Origin of the sequence: Corynebacterium provencense, from assembly GCA_900049755.1 — a bacterium.
GTDB classification, from domain to species: domain Bacteria; phylum Actinomycetota; class Actinomycetes; order Mycobacteriales; family Mycobacteriaceae; genus Corynebacterium; species Corynebacterium neomassiliense.
Map to the genome: position 1 here is coordinate 1,313,504 of LT160593.1, position 20,377 is coordinate 1,333,880.

Here is a 20,377-nt window from a genome sequence, read left to right on the forward strand (position 1 = left end):
GCACATGGACACCGGACACCCCGCCCGCCAGCCGAACCCCTACCGTCCGGGTTTCAACCAGGCACCCCTGGTGTTCGCCGGCCGCACCGATGTACTGGACGCCGCCAACGAGGCACTCGAGGTCGCCGCCTTCGACGGGAGGACGCCACGCCCCCTGATCCTCGTCGGCCCACGGGGAGTGGGGAAGACGGTGACTCTCGGGGAGATCTCCCGTGCCGCGGCCGAACAGCATTCATGGCCGACCGTGCACGTCGAGGCCAGAAGGTCTGACCTGGTCGGGGAGCTGACCACCAGGCTCCGCGCGGCACGAGCCCTGTTCGACGGGACCACTCCCGGCGGCCCCGGAACGGGGAGGCGGACGCGGCTGACCGGAGCCAGGATCCAGGCGTCGGTACTCGGGATCGGCGGAGGTGTCGAAGTGTCGCGGGGAGAGGACAGTTCACCGCAGTCGCTGGGCGACACACTCCGCTCGACGATGACAGCTGCCGCGGCCCGGGGCTCCGGGCTCCTCGTCACCCTCGATGAACTGCAGAACTCCACCCCTGCAGAGATGCATGAACTCGGTGGCGTCCTCCAGGAGACGGTGCCCGAGAACTGGCCGCTGGTCATCGCCGTCGCCGCTCTCCCCTCCCTGCGCGGGAAGCGCGGAAGTCAACTGCCGACCTACCTCGAACGGGCGGAATGGCACCCTCTGGAGTCCCTCCCGGTCCACGACGCCAGGGAAGCACTGACCGGACCCGCCGGGCAGTCCGGACGTCCGATGGATCCTGACGCCGCCGACCTCCTCCTCACCCGGACCGGTGGCTACCCCTACGCGATCCAGGTCGCCGGGCACTTCGCATGGCGTGCCTCCCACGGCAGTGACCGCATCACCGCCGGACACGCCGGGGACGCACTCCCCCGGATCACCGCCGACCTGGAACAGCTGTTCCTCGGCCGCTGGGAGGACGCCAGCGGCCGTGAACGCGAGTACCTCACCGCACTGGCAGCCGTGCAGTCCACCGTCAGGGAACCGAACGGAGGGCAGGTGGCACAGGCGATGGGCGAGGAGACCCGGAAGGTCTCCTACCTGCGCGACCGACTGATAAAGAAGGGGACGATCTACCGGAGCGGGGCGGGTGGCCTGCACTTCATCACGCCCGGCATGGGCACGTGGGTGAGACGTCACACGACCGGATGAGACGGGTTCGCCGTCATCCCGGCCACAGCGTCCCGGCAGGCCAGGGCATCCGCGTCGGTCGGGAAGACGACCGTGTACCTCTCCCCTGTCACCGTCGTGACCCGCACTGCCGCACTGCCCCCGAGGTTGAGCCGGACCCCCTCCGGCGACGTCGCCCTACCGATGACCGGCCAGTTGACCAGGCCGTGGTTCATGCCGTCATCGGGGGCGACGGTCACGGACCCGATGTGGTCCACCGGAATCCGGCGCCGGTAGAACGGGCCGGTGATCTCCACCGTCCCACCACCGACACGGACGCGGACAACGGCGAAGAACAACAACCCGATCAGGCACACCAGTACCACCGCAGCCACCAGGACCAGAGACCACTCACGTACCGCGAGAACCATCACCCACAACGGCAGCATCACGACGAACGGGATGACACGCATGTCGCCCGGTACGTTGACCACGAACACCGCGGACTCCTCCCCGCCGTTCACCGTGCCGCTTCCCCCGCCTCTTCCCATTCTCTCAGGATACACGAGGAACCGCTGCCGGCAGTCGGCCCCGGAACACCCGGACGGCTCCGACCCTCAGACCAGGTCGAGTCCGATGTCCAGTGCCGCAGCGGAGTGGGTCAGACCCCCCACCGCGACCGAATCCACCCCGGTGGATGCAAAGGAACCGACCACATCCAGGGTCAGACCGCCGGAGGACTCCAGCAGCACCCCCGGTGCCTGTGCACCGCGCAACGCCACCGCCTCCGCGGTGTCCTCCACCGTGAAGTTGTCCAGCAGCACCTGCTGCGGGGGATTCTTCACCGCGAGCACCGCCCGCAGCTGCGCCAGGTCATCCACCTCCACCTCGCACCACAGTTCCGGGCGGGCGGCCCGCAGGGCACGGTAGGCGTCCACCACGCCGCCTCCGGCGGTCACATGGTTGTCCTTGACCATCGCCTGGTCCGACAGGTTGTAGCGGTGGGGAACTCCACCGCCGTGGACCACCGCACGCTTCTCCAGCAGTCTCAGCCCCGGAAGTGTCTTCCGGGAGTCCCGCACGGCGACGTGGTGTCCCTCCGGTGCCGCGGCGTCCACGGCCGCAACCCACGCCGCCGTCAGTGTCGCGACCCCGGACGCGTGGGTGAGCATGTTGAGCACCGTGCGTTCCAGCTGCAGTACCGCACGAACCGGTCCGGTGAGTTCACCGACCACGTCGCCCGGCGCGACAACGGTGCCGTTGGACACCGTCCCGGTCAGTGCCACTGTGCCTCCCAGCACGGCTGCGAACGCCGGTTCCGCGGCCTCGACCAGTACCGCGCGGGCTGCGTCGACACCGGAGACCACTCCCCCTGCCCTGGCGACGAGGACGCCACGACCGGTGGCTCCCCGCGGAACGGTGGCCAGGGTCGTGGCGTCCCCGTCGGCGAGGTCCTCGGCCAGTGCGGCGCGGGCCAGTGCGGTGAACGACGAGGGTACGCAGTCCTGTCCCAACGGTGAGGTGTAGGGGAAACGCGGGTCACCTGGGAACATCTGCGGCAGTGCAGTCCTGGAAGCAGTCACGGCGGATCAAGTTACTCCCCGCCGCCGGGCGTCCCGACAGCGATCATGCGTTCCACGGCGTTCCGGGCCTTCTCCGCGACCTCCGGGGCCACGTCAACCTCGTCGGTGCCCAGGGCGAGACAGCGCAGCAGTGCCGCCGGTGTGATCATCTTCATGTACGGGCAGGAGGCACGCTCGTTGACGGGGGCGAAGTCAACGTCCGGGGCCACCCCCCTGAGCTGGTGCAGCATGCCCACCTCCGTCGCGACGAGAACCCTGCCCCTGCCTGAGCGTGACGCCTCCCGGGCCGAGGTGAGCATCTCACCGGTGGAGAGCATGTGGACCCGGGCCGGGTCGATGACTCCTTCTCCGGCGAGGTAGATCGCCGAGTTCGCGCAACCGCACTCCGGGTGGATGAACAGGTCGGCGTCCGGGTTCTCCTCGGCGCGCCGGGCGAGCTCCGGCCCGGAGATCCCTGCGTGGACGTGGCATTCGCCCGCCCAGACGTGGATGTTGTCCCGTCCTGTCCTGCGACGGACATGGGCGCCGAGGAACTGGTCGGGGCCGAAGAGGATCTCACGGTCCCCGGGCAGTCCGGCGACCACGTCGACGGCATTGGAGCTGGTGCAGCAGACGTCGGTGAGACCTTTGACCGCGGCCGAGGTGTTGATGTAGCTGACGACGAGGGCGTCGGGGTGTTCACTTTTCCATTCCGCCAGTTCGTCGGCGGTGAGGGAGTCTGCGAGTGAGCAGCCGGCCGCAGCGTCCGGGATGAGGACAGTCTTCGCGGGGGACAGGATCTTCGCCGTCTCGGCCATGAAGTGCACTCCGCAGAAGACGATGACGTCGGCGTCGGTTTCGGCGGCGATCCTGGACAGTGCCAGTGAGTCTCCGGTGTGGTCGGCGATGTCCTGGATCTCGGGAAGTTCGTAGTTGTGGGCGAGGATGACGGCGTTGCGGGCTTCTTTGAGGCGTCGGATCTCCGCGGCCCAGGTGTCGTCACCGGGCACCCCTTCCCAGCGGCCGACCGGTCCCTCGGGTCCCTGGTGTCCGGGTGCGCGGAATACCGTGGACAGGAGTGGGCTGTCCAGGGGGTCGAGCGAGCGCCCCGCCGGCTCGTCTACCGGCACGGTGGTCTTCGTCACAGTCATGTCGGACAATCATAACGGCGGTTGCCCGGCAGCACAGTGCCGGATGTGGAATTATCCGGACATGGGAATCCCACGTCCGGCGGTCCGTACGGCCGTCGCCGGCCTTGAACCGCCGTTCAGTGTCCTTGACCTGGACGCCGCCCTCGCCAACGCCGCAGACCTCGTCGACCGCGCCAGCGGCACCCCGGTGAGGTTGGCCACCAAATCCGTCCGCATCCGGGAACTGATCTCCCGCCTGCTCCGGGTCGACGGCATACGCGGACTGCTGGCCTACGACCTGGGGGAAGCCCTCTGGCTGGCCGACGAAGGCGTGTGCGACGACATCCTCGTCGCCTACCCGTGCGTCTCGGCGTCACTGCTGCGACATCTGACCTCCGACACCCGCCACCTGGACACCGTGACCCTGACGGTCGACAGCACCACCCACCTCGACCTGATCGACGCCGTCAGCCCACCGGACACGCGCGCCGGACGGGTGCGCGTATGCCTCGACGTCGACGCCTCCCTGGTTCTCGGACCGGTGCACCTGGGCGCCCGCCGTTCGCCCGTGCACACGGTCGCGGACGCTGCCGCACTCGCCGCACAGATCTGCGACCGGCCCGGCGTGGACCTCGTCGGGATCATGGCCTACGAGGGTCAGATCGCCGGCACCACGGACACCTCCCCTGCGGTGGCCGCAGTCAAGGCCGTGTCCGTCCGGGAGCTGGCGGCCCGGCGCGCCGCAGTCGTCACCGCGGTCAGTGACGTCCTGGCCGCCCGGGGGCGACACCTCGAGTTCGTCAACGGCGGAGGCACCGGATCCGTCGAGACCACGGCGGCGGAAGCCGCGGTCACCGAGATCGGCGCCGGCTCGGGGATCATGGGACCGGGACTGTTCGACCACTACCGGAGGTTCCGGCCGACCGCGGCCGGGTGGTTCGTCCTTCCCGTGGTGCGCAGACCGGCACCGGACATCGTCACCGTCGCCGGTGGTGGACGGGTGGCCTCCGGCAGTCCCGGTGCCGACAGGCTTCCGGTGGTGGACTATCCCGCCGGACTTTCCTTCATGTCGACGGAAGGGGCCGGGGAGGTGCAGACTCCGCTGCGCGGGGAGGCTGCGCGGCGGCTCAGGCCGGGCGACCAGGTGTGGTTCCGGCACGCCAAGGCCGGCGAACAGGCGGAATGGACTGACGAGGTTGTCGTCGTGGCCCGCACCGCCGGTGCGGACGGTGTCGGCGGGACAGGTGTCGTCGGCCGGTGGCCGACCTACCGTGGAGAAGGGAAGGTGTTCGTGTGAACAGCTGGGTGAGGTCCCGGACCGCGCTCCGGGGACCGGTGCAGAGGTTGCGCGGAAGCTCATGGCGCAACTGGTCGGGGGTGCAGACCGCACAGCCTGTGGCTGTCGTGCAGCCCGCCACCGAGGAGGAGGTGATCGCCGTCATCAGGGACGCCGCAGACCGTGGCCTGCGGGTCAGGACCGTCGGGGCCGGCCACTCCTTCACAGGGGCGGCGGTGACAGACGGCGTCCTGGTCAACCTTGACCGCTTGTCCGGTGTGGTGAACGTCGACAAGGACGCCATGGAGGTCACCTTCCTCGCCGGTACCCGGCTGAGGGACATCCCGGCCCTGCTGCGCCCCCACGGACTGGCGTTGGCGAACCAGGGCGACGTCGACCCGCAGTCCCTGGCCGGGGCGGTGTCGACCTCGACCCACGGCACCGGACTAGGCTTCACCGGTCTGGCGGGCATGGTCCGGCACCTGCGTATCGTCACCGCCGACGCGACGGTGCACGACGCCGGCCCCGGTGACCCGTTGTTCCGGTACGGGAGGGTCGCTGTCGGGGCTCTCGGCGTCCTCACCGAGGTGACCATGTCTGTCGTGGAGGGCTTCCTGCTGTCTGCCGTGGAACGGGCGGAGCCGCTGGACACGGTGGTCGCGGGTTTCGGACAGCTGGCCCGGCAGACGGACCATTTCGAGTACTACTGGTTCCCCGGGACCGACACCGCGCATGTCAAACTCAACACCCGTCACCCCCTGTCCGACAGGTCCGGTCTTCCCGGCCCGGTGCCCCGGTGGCGGTCGTTCATCGAGGACGAACTGGTCAACAATGTCGCCTTCGAGGCCATGTGCGAGGTGATGCACGCTGTTCCCGGGACAACCCCGGCGGTCAACCGGGTGTCCGCCGCGGCGCTTGCGCAACGCAGGTACGCCGACACCGCCGACCGTGTCTTCGTCTCCCCCCGACGGGTCCGGTTCAACGAGATGGAGTACGCGGTTCCCTTCCCCGATGCCGGGGAGGTGCTCGCCGAGGTCCGTAGGGTCATCGACTCCAGCGGGATACCGGTGGGCTTCCCCGTCGAGGTGAGGACCGCTGCCGCCGACGACGTTCCCCTGTCCACCGCGAAAGGACGACCCTCCTGCTATGTCGCCGTCCACCGGTACCACCGGGACGACTGGCGTGAGCTCTTCTCGGTGGTCGAACCGGTACTCGTGGCAGCCGGGGGTCGCCCGCACTGGGGAAAACTGCACAGTCTCGGCCATGACCGGCTCGCCGCCGTGCACCCGGACCTGGACGCCGTGGGAGCGTTACGCGCGACCGTGGACCCGGAGGGGATGTTCCGCAACCCCTACACCGACAGAATCTTCGGCACCGCCTGAGTGTCCGGTGTATCGGGGCGGCCCTGTCAGGCGTCGCCTGCAGGCGGGGCGGGGCGGGTGAGCCGCGGACGGGTGAGCCGCTGACGGCGGGACGAGTTCAGCAGTGTGTCGGCCGTGAACACGGTCACCGCCAGCCAGATCAGGGCGAATCCGAACCACCGTGCCGGAGCGATGTGTTCGTGGGCGACGAAGACCGCCCAGAGCATCTGGAGGACCGGGGTGATGTACTGCAGCATCCCCAGGGTCGTCAGGGAAAGCTCGTGGGCGGCACGGGCGAAACACAGCAGCGGCAGGGCCGTCACCACGCCGGAGAGCACCAGCAGCAGCACGTGGCCGGTGCCGTGCCCTCCCTGCAGCATCGTGTTCGTCCCCTGGACCTGCAGCCACGCCAGGTACAGGACACCGACCGGGGCGAGCACCAGAGTCTCTGCGGTCAACGACCGTACCGGTGAGAGCGTCACCTTCTTCTTCATCAGACCGTAGAGCGCGAAGGTGACCGCCAGTGCCAGTGACACCACCGGCGGAGATCCCAGTGCCACCGTGAGCACCACGACGGCCGCCGCTGCCACGCCTACGCTGAGCCACTGCAGTGTCCGCAGTCTCTCCCTCAGGACGATGACGCCGAGGAGCACGCTGACCAGCGGGTTGATGAAGTACCCGAGTGCGGCGTCAGCGACGTGGCCGTTGTTCACCGCGTAGATGTACAGTCCCCAGTTCCCGGCGACGAGAACAGCCGCTGCGGCGATCCTGCACCACTGGGCTGCGCCGATGTCACGCAGCCACCCCAGTCCACCGCGTCCGCGTCCCGGGAACGGGACCATGAGCACCGCGAGGACGAACAGGAGGGTCCACACGAACCGGTGGGCGAGGATCTCCAGGGGTGCCGCCGGTTCGAGCAGCGGAAAGTAGGCGGGGAAGAACCCCCACATCAGGTAGCAGGCGACACCCCAGATCATGCGGCACCGCCCGTGCCGCCGGCACGCTCTGCACCGTCTGTGCCGACGGTGCCACCGGTGCGCCCGGTGTCCCCGTCGGTGTGCCCGTCGGTGTGCGCGGGGCGGACGCCGAAACGTCCGAACACGGCGTCGGCCGGCAGAGCTTCCACGGCGAGGACGCCACGGGCCGCAGCGAGGTCCTGCAGGACCGGCACCCGGGCGTGCACGATCACACCTGTCACCCTCAGCGACGGATCCTCCACACCCACGCCCGCGGAGGCCGCGGCCCGGTCACGGACGGCGATGAAGACATCCTCGCGCCGGTGGCCCACCGCAGGTTCCGGTACCGGCCACTGCACTCCACCGACCAGCAGGGTGCTGACCCGCAGGTCCGCCACCCCGGCGAAAGGGCGGAACAACGTGGTCAGTCCGGCGACGTCGAGAGGTTCCTCCGGTGTGACGAGTGCCCACCTCACAGAATCGGCCGGACCTGCTTCACCGTCGGTCAGGGTCTCAGACGCCCGAACCGCATATGCCGGCAGACTCTCACCGGACTCCGGGCCGAGAGAATCCCCGTTGACCGCCGTGGGTCGGGACATCCGCTCCGAGTTCGACAGGGCGACCAGCGCGACACCCATCAGAATGACACAGGCGACGGACAACCACATGACCCACGCAGGTCGGCGGGTGTCCTGCCACTCGAGCCTGCGCCTGGTCCGTCGGTCCTCCGGAATCCTCTCGGGGGTGGGCAGCGCGGGCATCAGTTCGTCTCACGCAGCCGGTCCAGGGCCGCCTGCAGATCGGCCGGGTAGGGCGAATCGATGTCCATCCACCGTCCGTCGGGATGTGGGAAACCGAGGTGGACGGCATGGAGCCACTGTCGGGACAGTCCCAGCCGCCGGGAAAGGGCGGGATCGGACCCGTACATGGGGTCGCCGGCACAAGGATGGTGCAGTGCAGAGAAGTGCACCCGGATCTGGTGGGTCCGGCCGGTCTCCAGATGCACCCGGACCAGTGTCGCCTCACGGAACGCCTCGATGGTCTCGTAGTGGGTGACCGCCCGGCGGCCGTCCTCCCGGACGGTGAACTTCCACCCGTGGCCGGGATGCCTGGCGACAGGTGCGTCGATGGTGCCGTCGGTCGGGTCCGGATGCCCCTGGACGAGAGCGTGGTAGGTCTTGTCCACCGTGCGGTCACGGAAGGCACGCTTGAGTACCGTGTACGCACGTTCCGACGCCGCGACCACCATGACTCCTGAGGTACCGACATCCAGCCGGTGCACGATACCTTTCCTCTCCGGGGGGCCCGAGGTGGAGATCCGGAACCCGGCCGCGGCCAGTCCTGAGGTGACGGTCGGCCCCTCCCACCCGATGGTGGGGTGTGCCGCCACTCCGACCGGTTTGTCCACCACGATGACGTCATCGTCGGAGTAGAGGATCTCCATCCCCTCAACGGCGCGGGGAGGTTCCGCGGCAAGGTCCCGGGGAGGTTCCGGGAGAGTGACGTCGATCCAGGCTCCGTCGACCAGGCGGTCGGACTTGCCGACCGTGCGCCCGTCCTGGACGATGTCGCCGGCCTCCGCGAGTTCGGCGACGACGGTGCGGGACAGGCCGAGCAGTCGCGACAGGCCGGCGTCCACCCGCATTCCGGCGAGTCCTCCCGGTACCGGCAGCATCCTCGATTCGCGCCCGCTCACCGGACCTCCCCGTTTCTGTCACCGGCAATGTCACGGGCACTGTCACCTGCACTGTCACGGGACTGCCGCGGTTCGATGAACAGTGCGTAGAAGAGGTAGACGACCACGCCGACGGTGATCCCGGAATCCGCGATGTTGAAGATCGCGAAGTCACCCACCGAGATGAAGTCGACGACATGGCCGTGCAGTCCGCCCGGGTCTCGGAACACCCGGTCGATGAAGTTTCCGGCGGCACCACCTCCGATCAGCCCCACGGCGGTGAAGGCCCACGGACTGGTGGTGCGGAAAGCCAGGTAGATGCACAGGAGGGCCGCCGCCAGCTGGATCACCGCGAAGAAGGGTGTGGCCTCCTCCCCCATGGAGAAGGCGGCTCCCGGGTTCCGGATGAGGTAGAGGCGTGCGACGTCACCGATCACCGGGTACGGCGTCGCCGGTCGGAGATTCTCCACTACCAGCCACTTGGTCAGCTGGTCCAGGCCCACCACCGCCGCGAGCACGACCAGGGCCCACGGAACTGCCCGCTTTCCGACGGCAGTGCGGCTGTCGCCCGAGGGGCGGGAAGTTGTCGGGGAGGCGTGGTCCGGAGTCACGGAGGTCCATCCTAGCGGGTGCACCGGGGCGGGTTGGTAACCTGGCAGTCGTGCACAGACGACGTACCCTTCCCCCGGCAGTGGCCGTTCTCCTCACCACCGTGACTCTGGCAGCGGCCCTGGGTCTGGGAGGGTGCTCCTCGTCAGGTTCCACGGAGGGCCGGACCATGTCGGACCCGGTCGAGACCACGGTCGACGGCGTCGCCGTGAAGCTCCTCGAGGTCGGTGCCGCCCCGACTGCCCCTCTGGCGTGGTTCAGTGATGAGGGGACCCAGTCCGGGAAGTTCCGGGTGACGACAGGGCTTGGCCAGCACACCGAGGGCGGGGACGCCGAAGGTACCGCCGAGGGGGAACTCCCCTACTCGGAGGTCACCATGGAGATTCCCCTGAGCGCGACAGTCTCCACGGACGGAGAGGATCTCGAGTCCACGGTCACGGCGGGTACGCCGACCGGTGACAATGAGGCCCGGAACTCCGACATCGCCACTGCGGAGGGTTTCCGCATGGTCCAGAAGTACAGCGACGACGGGAAGGTCGCCACGCGCAGCTTCTCATCCCCCGAATCTGCGACGGATTCGGCCCGCGCCAGCGTGGAGCAGGGTTTCGGACTGATGACCGACCTTCCTCTCGTGTTCCCGGCTGAACCGGTCGGGGCGGGTGCCCGGTGGACCGTCACCGGTCAGATCGACGACGTCGCCGCCGGTGCGTCCATGAAGCAGGTGGTGACCTACACACTCACGTCGCGCAGTGATTCGGTGATCAGCCTGGGTGTGGACATTTCGCGCACACCGGCGGTGAGGCAGATGGCCGGGACGGAGCTCCAGGTGATGGACTCGACCAGCGAGTCCGGCGGTTCCCTCACCCTGGATCTGCGGCGTCCCGTTCCGGTGGGGGGTTCGGTGAGGACTCGGACGGTGGTGACCTACGGTCAGCCGGGTTCCCCGGTCAGCGTGGTGCAGGAATCGAAGACCACCCTGACCTGGAGCGGGGAGGACGCCGCCGGGCAGTGAGCCCGGCGTCCACCCTGGCCGGGGCAGGCCCGGGTCGGGCCTCCTGCCTGTTGTTGTCGTCCGGGGCCGTGACCGCCCTGCGCCCGGCGTGCCTGAGCCGGGAAGGTGCGGCACCCGCACCGCTGGAGGGGCTGAGGGTGGACATCGTCACCGCCTACCAGGGGGCAGACAGCACCCTGGTGGACGCCGCGCTCTCGGCGGGGGCCGACGGTCTAGTGATCGCCGCCTTCGGCTCGGGCAATGCCGGAGGTCTGGCACCCGGGATTCACCGGGCAAGACAGTCCGGTATTCCGGTGGTCATGTGCACCAGGGTGCCTTCAGGTCCGGTGAGCCCCGTCTACGGCGGTCCGGGTGGTGGAGCGACCCTCGCCTCCCTCGGTGTCAGGTCCGGGGGAACCCTCAGCCCGGCCCAGGCCCGGACGGAACTTCTGTGTCAGCTGGCGGTGTCCCGTCAGGCCGACCGGTGAGGGCCTGACCGTCGGGTGGCCCGTCAGGTGACGTATCAGGTTGCCAGGCAAGGGAGTCCAGGGGGTCAGCCGGGCTGAGGTCAGGGTCGTCGACGTCGAAGGTGCGCGTCCTGCCGGGGCCGGTGGCCCGGGTCTCGAATCTCACACTGACCACCCCCGCCCCAGTGCCCTGCACCCACCCGTGCCCCAGTTCACGGTGGTGGACATCCTGTGTGGGCAGCCAGGGGCCGTGGCCCCGCGCGGTTGCTGTCTCTCCCTGGGCCGCAACTTCCCCGGCGTCCTCGGTTCCGGGGTCTTCTGCCCCGCCGTCCGCAGTGTCGCCGACCAGGTCGGACTCCACCCCGTCACCGGCACCGTCACCCGCAATGTCACCCGCAATGTCACCGTCACCGTCTCCAGCCATGTCGGCGCCCGGGCCCTCGACCCGGCCGTGGCCGCCCACCGGATCCGCACCGGGTTCCGGGAAGAGTGCGACCTGACGTTCCGCCGTCAGTCCCGACAGGCTGACCCCGACCAGGCGGACTGCACCGGAGCGCTCAGGGTGCGGCATCACCGACCGCGAGGCCGCGATGATCTCGTCAAGGTCGTCGGTGGGCACCGCAAGGGTCACAGACCTGGTGTGCGACCGGAAATCAGAGGTCCGCGTCTTCACCGTCACCGTCCTCGCGGCGCGCCCGTCCCGGCGGAGCCGGGTGTGTGCGGCAGTCGCGGTGGCCACGAGGACCGGGTCGACCTCCGCCGTCGTCACGGCGTCCACCTGCAGGGTCCGCTCCGCGGAAACCTGCTTGGCCCGGGAGCGTGGGGCGACGGGACGCGGGTCGTCACCTCTGGCATAGTGCTGCAGCTGGACTCCGACCGAGCCGAGGAGACTCTTCAGGTCGAACTCGTCCATCTGTGTGAACTGCCCGATGGTGGTCACGCCCGCCGATGCCAGCCGTGACACCGCGACCGGCCCGATCCCCCCGATCTCACCGACAGGACGCGGTCCGAAGATCCGGTCGAGGTCTTCGGCCCCCACCACCGCGACACCGTGGGGTTTGTTGAGGTCAGACGCCATCTTCGCGTGCAACTTGCCGACCGACACCCCGACAGAGCACACCAGACCGGTCTCCTCCATCACGGCGTCCTGGATCCGCAACGCCCACTGTCCGGCCTTCTCCGCGGTCGCGCCGACCAGTTCCACCGGCTCCGCGAACCCCTCGTCCACACTGAGCTTCTCGATGAACCCGGCCTCCCTCTCCAGGACGCCGAAGATACGCTCCGAGGCTGCGCTGTACACCTCGAAACGGGGACGGACGACGACCGCCCGCCCCCGGCACAACCGGACGGCCCTGACCATCGGCATCGCCGACCTGGCCCCGTACACCCGGGCCTCGTAGGACGCCCCGGCTACCACTCCCCTGCCGGACATTCCCCCGACGAGGACGGGACGGCCACGCAGGGTCGGCCTGGTGAGCTGTTCGACAGAGGCGAAGAAAGCGTCCATGTCGACATGAACCACCCATCGGCGTCCGGAACCTGTCGCCGTCTCTTCCACGGTCCCTCATCATAGGGTGCCGGGGAACCGTCCGGGAGCCGGGGCAGCCGGGCCCACCCGGCCCGGCCCGCCCCACCCGGACGATCTCAGCGTTCGGTCACGTCGACCCGCAGGTTCTGTCTGCCGGTCTCCGCGGTGACCGCGTGCTCGGCCCTGCGCCGTTCAGTGGCAGGCTTGACCAGGTACCAGCCGGCGGCGATCAGCGCGAGCACCGGAATCGCGGCCATGACCGTCCAGAAGCCGAGGTCGTCACCGTAGGTCATGAGCACCACGACAGAGGCGAGGAACACCAGGGTCAGCCAGTTCGACCACGGTGCCAGAGGCATCCGGAATCCCGGGCGCTGCAGCTCTCCCCGGTCGGCCTTCGCCTTCAGCTTCATCTGGCAGACCACGAGGAAGCCCCAGACCAGGACGATGGTGATGGCGACGAGGTTCATCGCGATATCGAAGGCCCTTCCGGGGCTCACGTAGTTGATCACCACGCCGACGACGATGATGGCACTGGTCAGTAGGATCCCTCCGAAGGGAACACCCCGGGAGTTGAGGACGCCGAGACGCAGCGGAGCGGAGCCTGCCAGGGACATGGTGCGGACGATCCTGCCGGTGGAGTAGAGCCCGGCGTTCAGGGAGGACAGTGCGGCGGTGATGACCACGAGATTCATGATGTCACCCATGTGGTCCACCCCGACCGCAGAGAAGAACGTCACGAAGGGGCTCTCGTCCGCCGAGTATGCGGTGTACGGGAGAAGCAGGCTGAGCAGGAGCACCGAACCGCAGTAGAAGACGATGATGCGCCACACGACGTTGTTCACCGCACGCGGCATTTCCTTTCGGGCGTTCTCTGTCTCGCCCGCGGCGGTGGCCACCATCTCGATGCCGAAGTAGGCGAAGATGACGCCGGAGGTCACCAGGGCCAGCTGCATGGTCCCCTCGGGGAACAGTCCACCGTGGTCGACGATGCTCGAGATTCCCGGCGACTGACCACCGACCTCGTGGCCTGTGACAATGAAGACGATGCCGACGACGAGGAAGGCGCAGATCGCCGCGATCTTGATGAGACAGAACCAGAACTCCATCTCACCGAAGACTTTCACCGAGATGGTGTTGAGCGCCGGGACCACGATGAGTGAGACCAGTGCGAGCACCCACTGGGGGACTGACTCGAACAGTCCCCAGAACTTCAGGTACATCGCGATGGCGGTGGTGTCTGAGGTCCTGTCTGCCCTTACCTGGCAGGATCCACGTGTGCGCGGTCGACCTTCAGCTCGTACTCCGCCCGACGACGTTCCACACTCGGCTCAACCCAGCGCCAGGAGAACCAGGCGATGAGGATGAGGGGGACAGAGATGACGATGGTCCAGAAACCGATCGAGTCACCTGAGGCGACGAGGATGACCACCAGCAGCAGGAAGGCCAGGGTCAGCCAGTTCGAGTACGGTGCCAGGGGCATACGGAAGGAGGGACGCTCGAACTCCCCCGCCTCAGCCCGCTTCTGCAGCTTCATCTGGGCGATGATCATCGAACCCCAGGTCAGAACCAGGGTCACGGCGGTGAGGTTCATGGCGATGTCGAAGGCACGGCCGGGGGCGACATAGTTGATGACCACACCGATGATGATGACCACACTGGTCAGGGCGATGCCGCCGAAGGGGACGCCACGGTTGTTGAGCTCACCGAGCGAGTGCGGTGCGGAACCGGCGTGGGCCATGGTGCGCACCACCCGGCCCGTGGAGTACAGACCGGCGTTCAGGGAGGACAGCACCGCGGTGATGACGACGAGGTTCATGATGTCGCCCATCTGGGAGATTCCGACCTTGGAGAACACGGTCACGAACGGGCTGGTGTCCTTGTCATAGTCGGTGTACGGCAGCAGCAGGGACATGACGAGGACTGAACCGCAGTACAGGACCAGGATGCGCCACACGACGTTGTTCACTGCACGCGGCATCTCCCTGCGGGCGTTCTCGGTCTCTCCTGCGGCGGTCGCGATGACCTCGATTCCGAGGTAGGCGAAGAACACGCCGGAGGTGACGACGGCGAGCGGGACGACGCCCTCGGGGAAGATTCCCCCGTGGTCGGCGATGTTCGACCAGCCCGGAGTCACCCCGTCGAGCTGGTGACCGGTGAGGATGAAGATGATGCCGGTCACCAGGAAGATCACGATTGCCGCGACCTTGATGAAGCTGAACCAGAACTCCAGCTCGCCGAAGACGGCGACACCGATGACATTGAAGGCCACGACCACCACCAGCGCCACCAGCGCCAGGACCCACTGCGGTACGTCGTCGAAGAGCGGCCAGAACTTCAGGTAGAGGGCGAAGGCGGTCACGTCCGCGATACCGGTGATGGCCCACTGGAGGAAGTAGTTCCATCCGATGAGGTAGGCGGCACGCTCGCCGAAGAACTCCCGGGCGTAGGACACCACTCCGCCGGAGCTCGGCCGGTGCATGACCAGTTCTCCGATGGCCCGGAGGACCAGGAATCCGAAGAATCCGCACACCGCGTATGCGATGAACAGGGACGGTCCCGCATCATGCAGTCGACCGCCTGCGCCGAGGAAGAGGCCGGTTCCGATCGCGGAGCCGATGGCCATCATCTGTATGTGACGGTGTTTGAGGCCCTTGCGGTACCCCTGCTGGTCAGCTGTCAGGAATGACGCCGACTCCTGGGTCTGGTTGTTCTCTGTCACCGTGGGCGACCTTCCTTCATCGTCAACCCGGTGAAATCTCGGCTCACCGGGCCCTTCAGAAGCCCCCGCCGGGGCTGCGCCGGGCCGGCCCGGTGGACCTCCCGGCGCAGTCCCGGCGGTCTTCCGTCGGTGTGCGTACGTTCTCCTGAACTATCCCTCTTGAATTGTCCGGGAAGGCTGGTACCCGTCAGACCCCGGAGACCCGGGTCACGTCGACAGTGCAACCGTCACCGGTGTCATGGGTGAGCACTTCGCCGGTGATGACCTTAGCGGAAGTGGCGAGAACTTCCCGGGCAACTGTGTCAATGTGTTCTTCAGCCCACCCCCGGCGCTCGGCCGGGACAGACAGGACCAGGCTGATGCGATCGGAGACATCGAAGTCCTCGGCCCGGCGGGCGTCCTGGATCCCCCGGATACGGTCGGCGGCCCACCCCTCCGACTCCAGTTCCTCGGTCAGGGTCATGTCCAGCACGACCAGTCCCTCGGTGCCCGGGATTTCGGCGGTACGGTCCGGGTCGACAGCGACGAGCCGGCGGGAGAACTCACCGTCGGTGAGGGTGACCCCTCCGGCGCTCACCGTGCCGTCGGGGTTGACGGTGTACTCCCCCGCCTTCACCGCTCTGATGGCCTTCTGGACGTCCCCGCCAAGACGTGGACCGGCGACGCGGGCGTTGACCACCACCTCGAATCTGCCCACCGACTTCACGTCATCGGTCAGGACAACTTCCTTGACATTCACCTCGTCACCGATGATTCCGGTGAATCCGGAGAGTCTGCCCGAGCCCGGCAGGGCCACCGTCAGAGACGGAAGCGGCAGACGGTTGCGCAGCTTGTGTGCCTTGCGCAGGGAGGACGCCGCGGAACAGACACTGCGGACCTCGTCCATGGCCGCGACCAGATCCGGGTCCGCCGGGAATTCCGCGGCGTCCGGCCAGTCGGTCAGGTGGACCGACCGTTCCCCGGTCAGTCCCCTCCAGATCACCTCGGTGGTCATGGGCAGCAGCGGTGCGGCGATCCTGCAGAGGGTCTCCAGAACCGTGTAGAGCGTGTTGAACGCCTCAGGGTACTCGCCGTCCCCTGCCCAGAACCGGTCACGGGAACGACGGACATACCAGTTGGTCAGTGCGTCACAGAACTGGCGGATCTCGTCGGTCGCGGCGGCGATGTTCGTCTCGTCCAGTGAGGCGGTCACTTCGGTGACGGTGTCGTGGAGCTTCGCCAGGATGTAGCGGTCCAGCACATTCGTCGAGGAGGTCGACCTCTCCGCGGGAGTGTGCGCGTACAGGCGCAGGAACGAGTATGCGTTCCACATCGGAAGCATCGCCTGGCGGACGCCCTCACGGATGCCCTTCTCGGTGACGATGAGGTTGCCCCCGCGCAGGATGGGGGAACTCATGAGGAACCAGCGCATGGCGTCGGAACCGTCGCGGTCGAACACCCCGTTGACGTCGGGGTAGTTGCCTTTCGACTTCGACATCTTCAGACCATCGTCGCCCAGGACGATGCCGTGGGAGACGACCTTCTTGAACGCAGGGCGGTCGAACAGCGCGGTGGACAGCACGTGGAGCAGGTAGAACCAGCCGCGGGTCTGCCCGATGTACTCGACGATGAAGTCCGCCGGACTGTGGGTCTCGAACCAGTCCTTGTTCTCGAAGGGGTAGTGGACCTGGGCGAACGGCATCGACCCGGAGTCGAACCACACGTCGAGCACGTCGGGTACCCGACGCATGGTGGAACGACCTGTCGGATCGTCCGGATTCGGGCGGGTGAGCTCGTCTATGTAGGGGCGGTGGAGGTTCGTCGGACGGACGCCGAAATCTGCCTCCAGCTCGTCCAACGAGCCGTAGACATCGATACGCGGGTAGTTGTCGTCGTCGGAGACCCAGACGGGGATCGGAGAACCGAAGTAGCGGGACCTGGAGATGTTCCAGTCTCTGGCACCTTCCAGCCACTTCCCGAACTGCCCGTCGCGGATGTGCTCGGGGATCCACTCGATCTCGTTGTGGTTGAGTTCGACCATCCGGTCCCGGAACTTCGCCACCGAGACGAACCAGCTGGGCAGTGCCATGTAGATCAGCGGCTGACCGGAGCGCCACGAGTGCGGGTAGGAGTGCTCCATGGTCTGGTGACGCACAACTCTTCCCGCCGCCTTGAGGTCACGGATGATGTCCTTGTTCGCGTCGAAGACCAGCTGGCCTTCGTAGTCGGGCACCAGAGAGGTGAACCTGCCGTCCATGTCCACCGGGATCACCAGGTCGATACCCGCCTCCCGGCAGGTGGCCATGTCGTCCTCACCGAAGGCCGGGGCCTGGTGGACGATACCCGTGCCGTCCTCGGTGGTGACATAGTCGGCACCGAGGACGCGGAAAGCGGTGTGTTCACCGTGGACCCGGGCGTCACCCCGCTCAGCGAAGTAGCCGAAGACCGGCTCATAGGTCAGACCGACGAGCTGCGCACCGGTGAATGTCGAGGTGACGGTGGCGTCCTCGCCCAGCTCTCTGGCGTAGCTGCCCTGCAGGTCCTCGGCGAGGAGCACCTTCTTCCCCGCGATCGCGTCCGCCCCGTCGTCGGAGACACTGACCAGCACGTAGTTCACCGAGGGGTTGACGGCGAGCGCCAGGTTCGACGGCAGGGTCCACGGCGTCGTGGTCCAGGCCAGAGCGGCAGCGTCGAGGAGTTCCGGGTGCGCGGACACGGTGTCCACGGCCGGTGTCCCGGGGAAGGCACCGGTCACCGGGAAGGTCACGGTGAGTGTCGGGTCCTGGCGCATCTTGTAGGAGTCGTCGAGGCGTGTCTCCTGGTTGGACAGGGGTGTGTGCTCGGCCCAGGAGTACGGGAGCACCCGGAATCCCTGGTAGATGAGGCCCTTGTCGTAGAGGGTCTTGAAGGCCCAGATCACGGACTCCATGTAGGTCAGGTCCATGGTCTTGTACCCGTGTTCGAAGTCCACCCACCTGGCCTGCCGGGTGACGTAGTCCTTCCACTCACCGGCGTACCGCAGCACCGACTTCGCGCAGTAGTCGTTGAAGGCCGCCAGGCCCATCTCCTCGATCTGGCCCTTGTCCTTGATCCCCAGCTGTTTCTCCGCCTCAAGCTCGGCGGGAAGGCCGTGGGTGTCCCAGCCGAAGACCCGGGGAACCTTGTAACCGCGCATGGTCTTGTAGCGCGGCACGATGTCCTTCACGTACCCGGTGAGGAGGTGACCGTAGTGCGGCAGTCCGTTGGCGAAGGGCGGCCCGTCGTAGAAGATGTACTCCGGAGCACCGTCCCGGTTCTGCAGGGAGGCGCGGAAGGTCCCGTCCTCCTCCCAGTACTTCAGGACGTTCTCCTCCATCACGGGGAAGGAACTGGACCCGTCGGTCATGTCGGTGCGGGGGTATGCGCCGCCGGCTGGGGTGGTCATCGCGGACTCCTTGAAGGTTGATACGTCTCAAGTCCGCGGGGACGCTCCCGTCGACCGGTCACGCGGTACCACCCCGCTTGACCACCCCGACCGCCGGTTCCGGAGTGGTCCACTCCTCTTGCGGCGTATCGTGCCGCGCGCCCGTCCGGTTCTACCGGGGACACCGGGCGACCGGTGACGGTCGGCGGTGTCCTTTTCTTCCGGAAGTGCTCCCCGGTGATGGCCGGATCACTGCACGTGACGACCCCGTACGGCGGTACGGGGTCCACTGCGGGTCAAGTATAGACCCCTATCTTCTCTTCGACACGACCAGGTCAGTGACGAAGAGGATGATCCCTGCTGCTGCGATTCCGACGCACACCCACGCCCACAGCACTGACCCCAGATACAGGGCCACCAGCAGTGCGATGAACCCTATGAGGGACAGTACGAGCGCGAGTGCGAGCATGTCGGGTCAGACCGTCCCGGGCTACTTGCCGCCGTTGAAACCGATGTTGCCGTTGCCCGAGGGAGCGGCAGTGCTGCGGCTGTTGAGTTCCTCGAGCTGGGATTCGAGGAAGGTCTTCAGGCGGGTGCGGTACTCACGCTCGTAGGTGCGGAGTTCGTCGATCCGCGCCTCAAGGGTGGTCTGCTGCTTCTTGATCGTCGCCATGATCTCGGAGTGCTTGCGCTCGGCGTCCTGCTCCAGGGCGTTAGCCTTCTCCTGCGCTGCACGGACCTGGGCCTCGGACTGGGCGGTGGCGTCGGCGAGCATGGTGTCCGACTTCTGGCGGGCGTCGGCGACGAGGGTGTCCGCCTTCTGGCGGGCGTCGGCGACAAGCTTCTCGGAGGTCTGCCTGGCCTCGGTCAGCTGGGTCTCGGCACGCTGCTTGGCGTCCGCGAGCTGGTTGCGGGAGGTGGTGTTCGCGGAGTCGAGTGTCTTCTTCGCCTCGGCGCGGGCCTCCTCCAGCATGGTCTGGGATTCCTGCCTGGCGTCCCCTGTGAGACGGTCGGCGGTCTCCTGTGCCAGCGCCAGAACGCGTGCGGCCTGCATGGAGTTCTCCGCTGCGGAGGAGCTGGTGCTCCCGGTCGAAGCCACCTGCTGGGGGGTGGAGGACGCCGGGGCGACGGTGGCCGCGGCCGCCTTCTTCTCTGCCTCTGCTGCGACGTGCTCCGCCTTGGTGGCGCGGTCCTCGGCGGTGCGGACGGCGATCTGGGCGTTCTTGAGCTCCTGCTCAAGTTCCTTCACCCGTGCCTCGGCACGGTTCTTCGCCTCTTCAGCGGCACGGGCGGCGGCGGTGGCCCGGTCGAGTGCGGCACCTAGACCTGTCTCTGAAACACACCTAGATGTGAAAAAGAGACAGGTCGACGGCAGGCGCGGCACCGGTGGCCGGGGCAGCTGCGCCGGACTCGAGCCTCGCCCGGAGCTCTTCCTTCTCGTCCTCAAGCTCAGCCAGCGTGTCCTCGACGAGATCGAGGAACTGGTCAACCTCGTCCTCGTTGTAGCCTCGCTTGCCGATCGGCGGCTTGCTGAAGGCCACGTTGTGAACGTCAGCGGGAGTCAACGGCATCGGTAGTTCCCT

16 protein-coding genes and 2 pseudogenes are annotated in these 20,377 nt (G+C 67.5%); 5 read left to right on the forward strand and 13 right to left on the reverse strand.

The genetic code is table 11. The features are described 5' to 3' along the window. The first annotated feature begins 4 nt into the window (after positions 1 to 4). A complete protein-coding gene (locus BN3906_RS12335) occupies positions 5 to 1,180 on the forward strand; it encodes an ATP-binding protein (RefSeq protein ID WP_066588929.1) in 1,176 nt (391 codons plus the stop codon). Here BN3906_RS12335 and BN3906_RS12340 read toward each other — a convergent pair. The 3 genes from BN3906_RS12340 to nadA form a co-directional block, all read right to left on the reverse strand. Further along, entirely contained in the window at positions 1,165 to 1,689 is a 525-nt protein-coding gene (locus BN3906_RS12340; protein ID WP_147592968.1) for a hypothetical protein, read from the reverse strand. The genes BN3906_RS12335 and BN3906_RS12340 overlap by 16 nt on opposite strands. A 66-nt stretch (positions 1,690 to 1,755) precedes the next feature. Then, a complete protein-coding gene (nadC, locus tag BN3906_RS12345; RefSeq protein ID WP_066588935.1) occupies positions 1,756 to 2,691 on the reverse strand; it encodes a carboxylating nicotinate-nucleotide diphosphorylase in 936 nt (311 codons plus the stop codon). Between the two features lie 41 nt (positions 2,692 to 2,732). Continuing rightward, positions 2,733 to 3,851, reverse strand: coding sequence for a quinolinate synthase NadA (gene nadA / locus BN3906_RS12350; protein WP_187119935.1), 1,119 nt, complete (start codon positions 3,849 to 3,851; stop codon positions 2,733 to 2,735). A 61-nt stretch (positions 3,852 to 3,912) separates the two neighbouring features. Between nadA and BN3906_RS12355 the strand changes: the two genes are divergently transcribed. Further along, positions 3,913 to 5,127, forward strand: a complete 1,215-nt coding sequence (locus BN3906_RS12355) for an alanine racemase (protein ID WP_066588938.1) — start codon at positions 3,913 to 3,915, stop codon at positions 5,125 to 5,127. 8 nt (positions 5,128 to 5,135) lie between these two features. After that, the gene (locus BN3906_RS12360) at positions 5,136 to 6,488 is read left to right on the forward strand and encodes a D-arabinono-1,4-lactone oxidase (protein ID WP_436834823.1); all 1,353 of its coding nucleotides are present in this window, start codon (positions 5,136 to 5,138) and stop codon (positions 6,486 to 6,488) included. A gap of 26 nt (positions 6,489 to 6,514) precedes the next feature. Here BN3906_RS12360 and rarD read toward each other — a convergent pair whose 3' ends face one another. The 4 genes from rarD to lspA are packed head-to-tail and all read right to left on the reverse strand — an operon-like array spanning position 6,515 to position 9,709. Then, on the reverse strand, positions 6,515 to 7,444 hold the full coding sequence (rarD, locus tag BN3906_RS12365; protein ID WP_066588940.1) for an EamA family transporter RarD: 930 nt from the start codon (positions 7,442 to 7,444) through the stop codon (positions 6,515 to 6,517). Then, the gene (locus BN3906_RS12370; protein ID WP_066588943.1) at positions 7,441 to 8,184 is read right to left on the reverse strand and encodes a hypothetical protein; all 744 of its coding nucleotides are present in this window, start codon (positions 8,182 to 8,184) and stop codon (positions 7,441 to 7,443) included. The genes rarD and BN3906_RS12370 overlap by 4 nt, the downstream gene beginning before the upstream one ends. Beyond that, on the reverse strand, positions 8,184 to 9,119 hold the full coding sequence (locus BN3906_RS12375) for an RluA family pseudouridine synthase (RefSeq protein ID WP_130839092.1): 936 nt from the start codon (positions 9,117 to 9,119) through the stop codon (positions 8,184 to 8,186). Before BN3906_RS12375 ends, BN3906_RS12370 begins: the two co-directional genes overlap by 1 nt. Then, positions 9,116 to 9,709, reverse strand: a complete 594-nt coding sequence (lspA, locus tag BN3906_RS12380; protein ID WP_078057431.1) for a signal peptidase II — start codon at positions 9,707 to 9,709, stop codon at positions 9,116 to 9,118. Before lspA ends, BN3906_RS12375 begins: the two co-directional genes overlap by 4 nt. A 50-nt stretch (positions 9,710 to 9,759) precedes the next feature. Between lspA and BN3906_RS12385 the strand changes: the two genes are divergently transcribed. Both BN3906_RS12385 and BN3906_RS12390 read left to right on the forward strand, forming a co-directional pair. Beyond that, the gene (locus BN3906_RS12385) at positions 9,760 to 10,719 is read left to right on the forward strand and encodes a hypothetical protein (protein WP_227870983.1); all 960 of its coding nucleotides are present in this window, start codon (positions 9,760 to 9,762) and stop codon (positions 10,717 to 10,719) included. Further along, a complete protein-coding gene (locus tag BN3906_RS12390; protein ID WP_261797012.1) occupies positions 10,716 to 11,186 on the forward strand; it encodes an L-asparaginase family protein in 471 nt (156 codons plus the stop codon). The genes BN3906_RS12385 and BN3906_RS12390 overlap by 4 nt, the downstream gene beginning before the upstream one ends. Here the strand turns inward: BN3906_RS12390 and BN3906_RS12395 are convergent. From BN3906_RS12395 to BN3906_RS12415, 6 genes and pseudogenes are all read right to left on the reverse strand, one after another. Next, on the reverse strand, positions 11,119 to 12,723 hold the full coding sequence (locus tag BN3906_RS12395) for a DNA polymerase IV (protein ID WP_315969049.1): 1,605 nt from the start codon (positions 12,721 to 12,723) through the stop codon (positions 11,119 to 11,121). The two genes, BN3906_RS12390 and BN3906_RS12395, sit on opposite strands and share 68 nt — an antisense overlap. An 86-nt stretch (positions 12,724 to 12,809) precedes the next feature. Beyond that, positions 12,810 to 13,934, reverse strand: a pseudogene (locus BN3906_RS12400) (amino acid permease); the annotation flags it as partial. Positions 13,935 to 13,948: 14 nt separating this feature from the next. Continuing rightward, complete coding sequence (locus BN3906_RS12405) at positions 13,949 to 15,412, reverse strand: amino acid permease (protein WP_066588953.1); 1,464 nt, start codon at positions 15,410 to 15,412, stop codon at positions 13,949 to 13,951. A gap of 187 nt (positions 15,413 to 15,599) precedes the next feature. Next, positions 15,600 to 18,815, reverse strand: a complete 3,216-nt coding sequence (gene ileS / locus BN3906_RS12410) for an isoleucine--tRNA ligase (RefSeq protein ID WP_066588959.1) — start codon at positions 18,813 to 18,815, stop codon at positions 15,600 to 15,602. A 289-nt stretch (positions 18,816 to 19,104) separates the two neighbouring features. Next, a complete protein-coding gene (locus tag BN3906_RS14860) occupies positions 19,105 to 19,263 on the reverse strand; it encodes a hypothetical protein (protein WP_174217110.1) in 159 nt (52 codons plus the stop codon). Between the two features lie 21 nt (positions 19,264 to 19,284). After that, positions 19,285 to 20,365 (reverse strand): annotated as a pseudogene (locus BN3906_RS12415) (DivIVA domain-containing protein). Between the last annotated feature and the right edge of the window lie 12 nt (positions 20,366 to 20,377).

Bases quoted from the DNA above. Each gene is read 5' to 3' on its own strand.
- BN3906_RS12370 (WP_066588943.1), bottom strand. From the start codon at position 8,184: ATGCCCGCGCTGCCCACCCCCGAGAGGATTCCGGAGGACCGACGGACC.
- BN3906_RS12355 (WP_066588938.1), top strand. From the start codon at position 3,913: ATGGGAATCCCACGTCCGGCGGTCCGTACGGCCGTCGCCGGCCTTGAA.
- BN3906_RS12335 (WP_066588929.1), top strand. From the start codon at position 5: ATGGACACCGGACACCCCGCCCGCCAGCCGAACCCCTACCGTCCGGGT.
- rarD (WP_066588940.1), bottom strand. From the start codon at position 7,444: ATGATCTGGGGTGTCGCCTGCTACCTGATGTGGGGGTTCTTCCCCGCC.
- nadA (WP_187119935.1), bottom strand. From the start codon at position 3,851: ATGACTGTGACGAAGACCACCGTGCCGGTAGACGAGCCGGCGGGGCGC.
- ileS (WP_066588959.1), bottom strand. From the start codon at position 18,815: ATGACCACCCCAGCCGGCGGCGCATACCCCCGCACCGACATGACCGAC.
- BN3906_RS14860 (WP_174217110.1), bottom strand. From the start codon at position 19,263: ATGCTCGCACTCGCGCTCGTACTGTCCCTCATAGGGTTCATCGCACTG.
- nadC (WP_066588935.1), bottom strand. From the start codon at position 2,691: ATGTTCCCAGGTGACCCGCGTTTCCCCTACACCTCACCGTTGGGACAG.
- BN3906_RS12340 (WP_147592968.1), bottom strand. From the start codon at position 1,689: ATGGGAAGAGGCGGGGGAAGCGGCACGGTGAACGGCGGGGAGGAGTCC.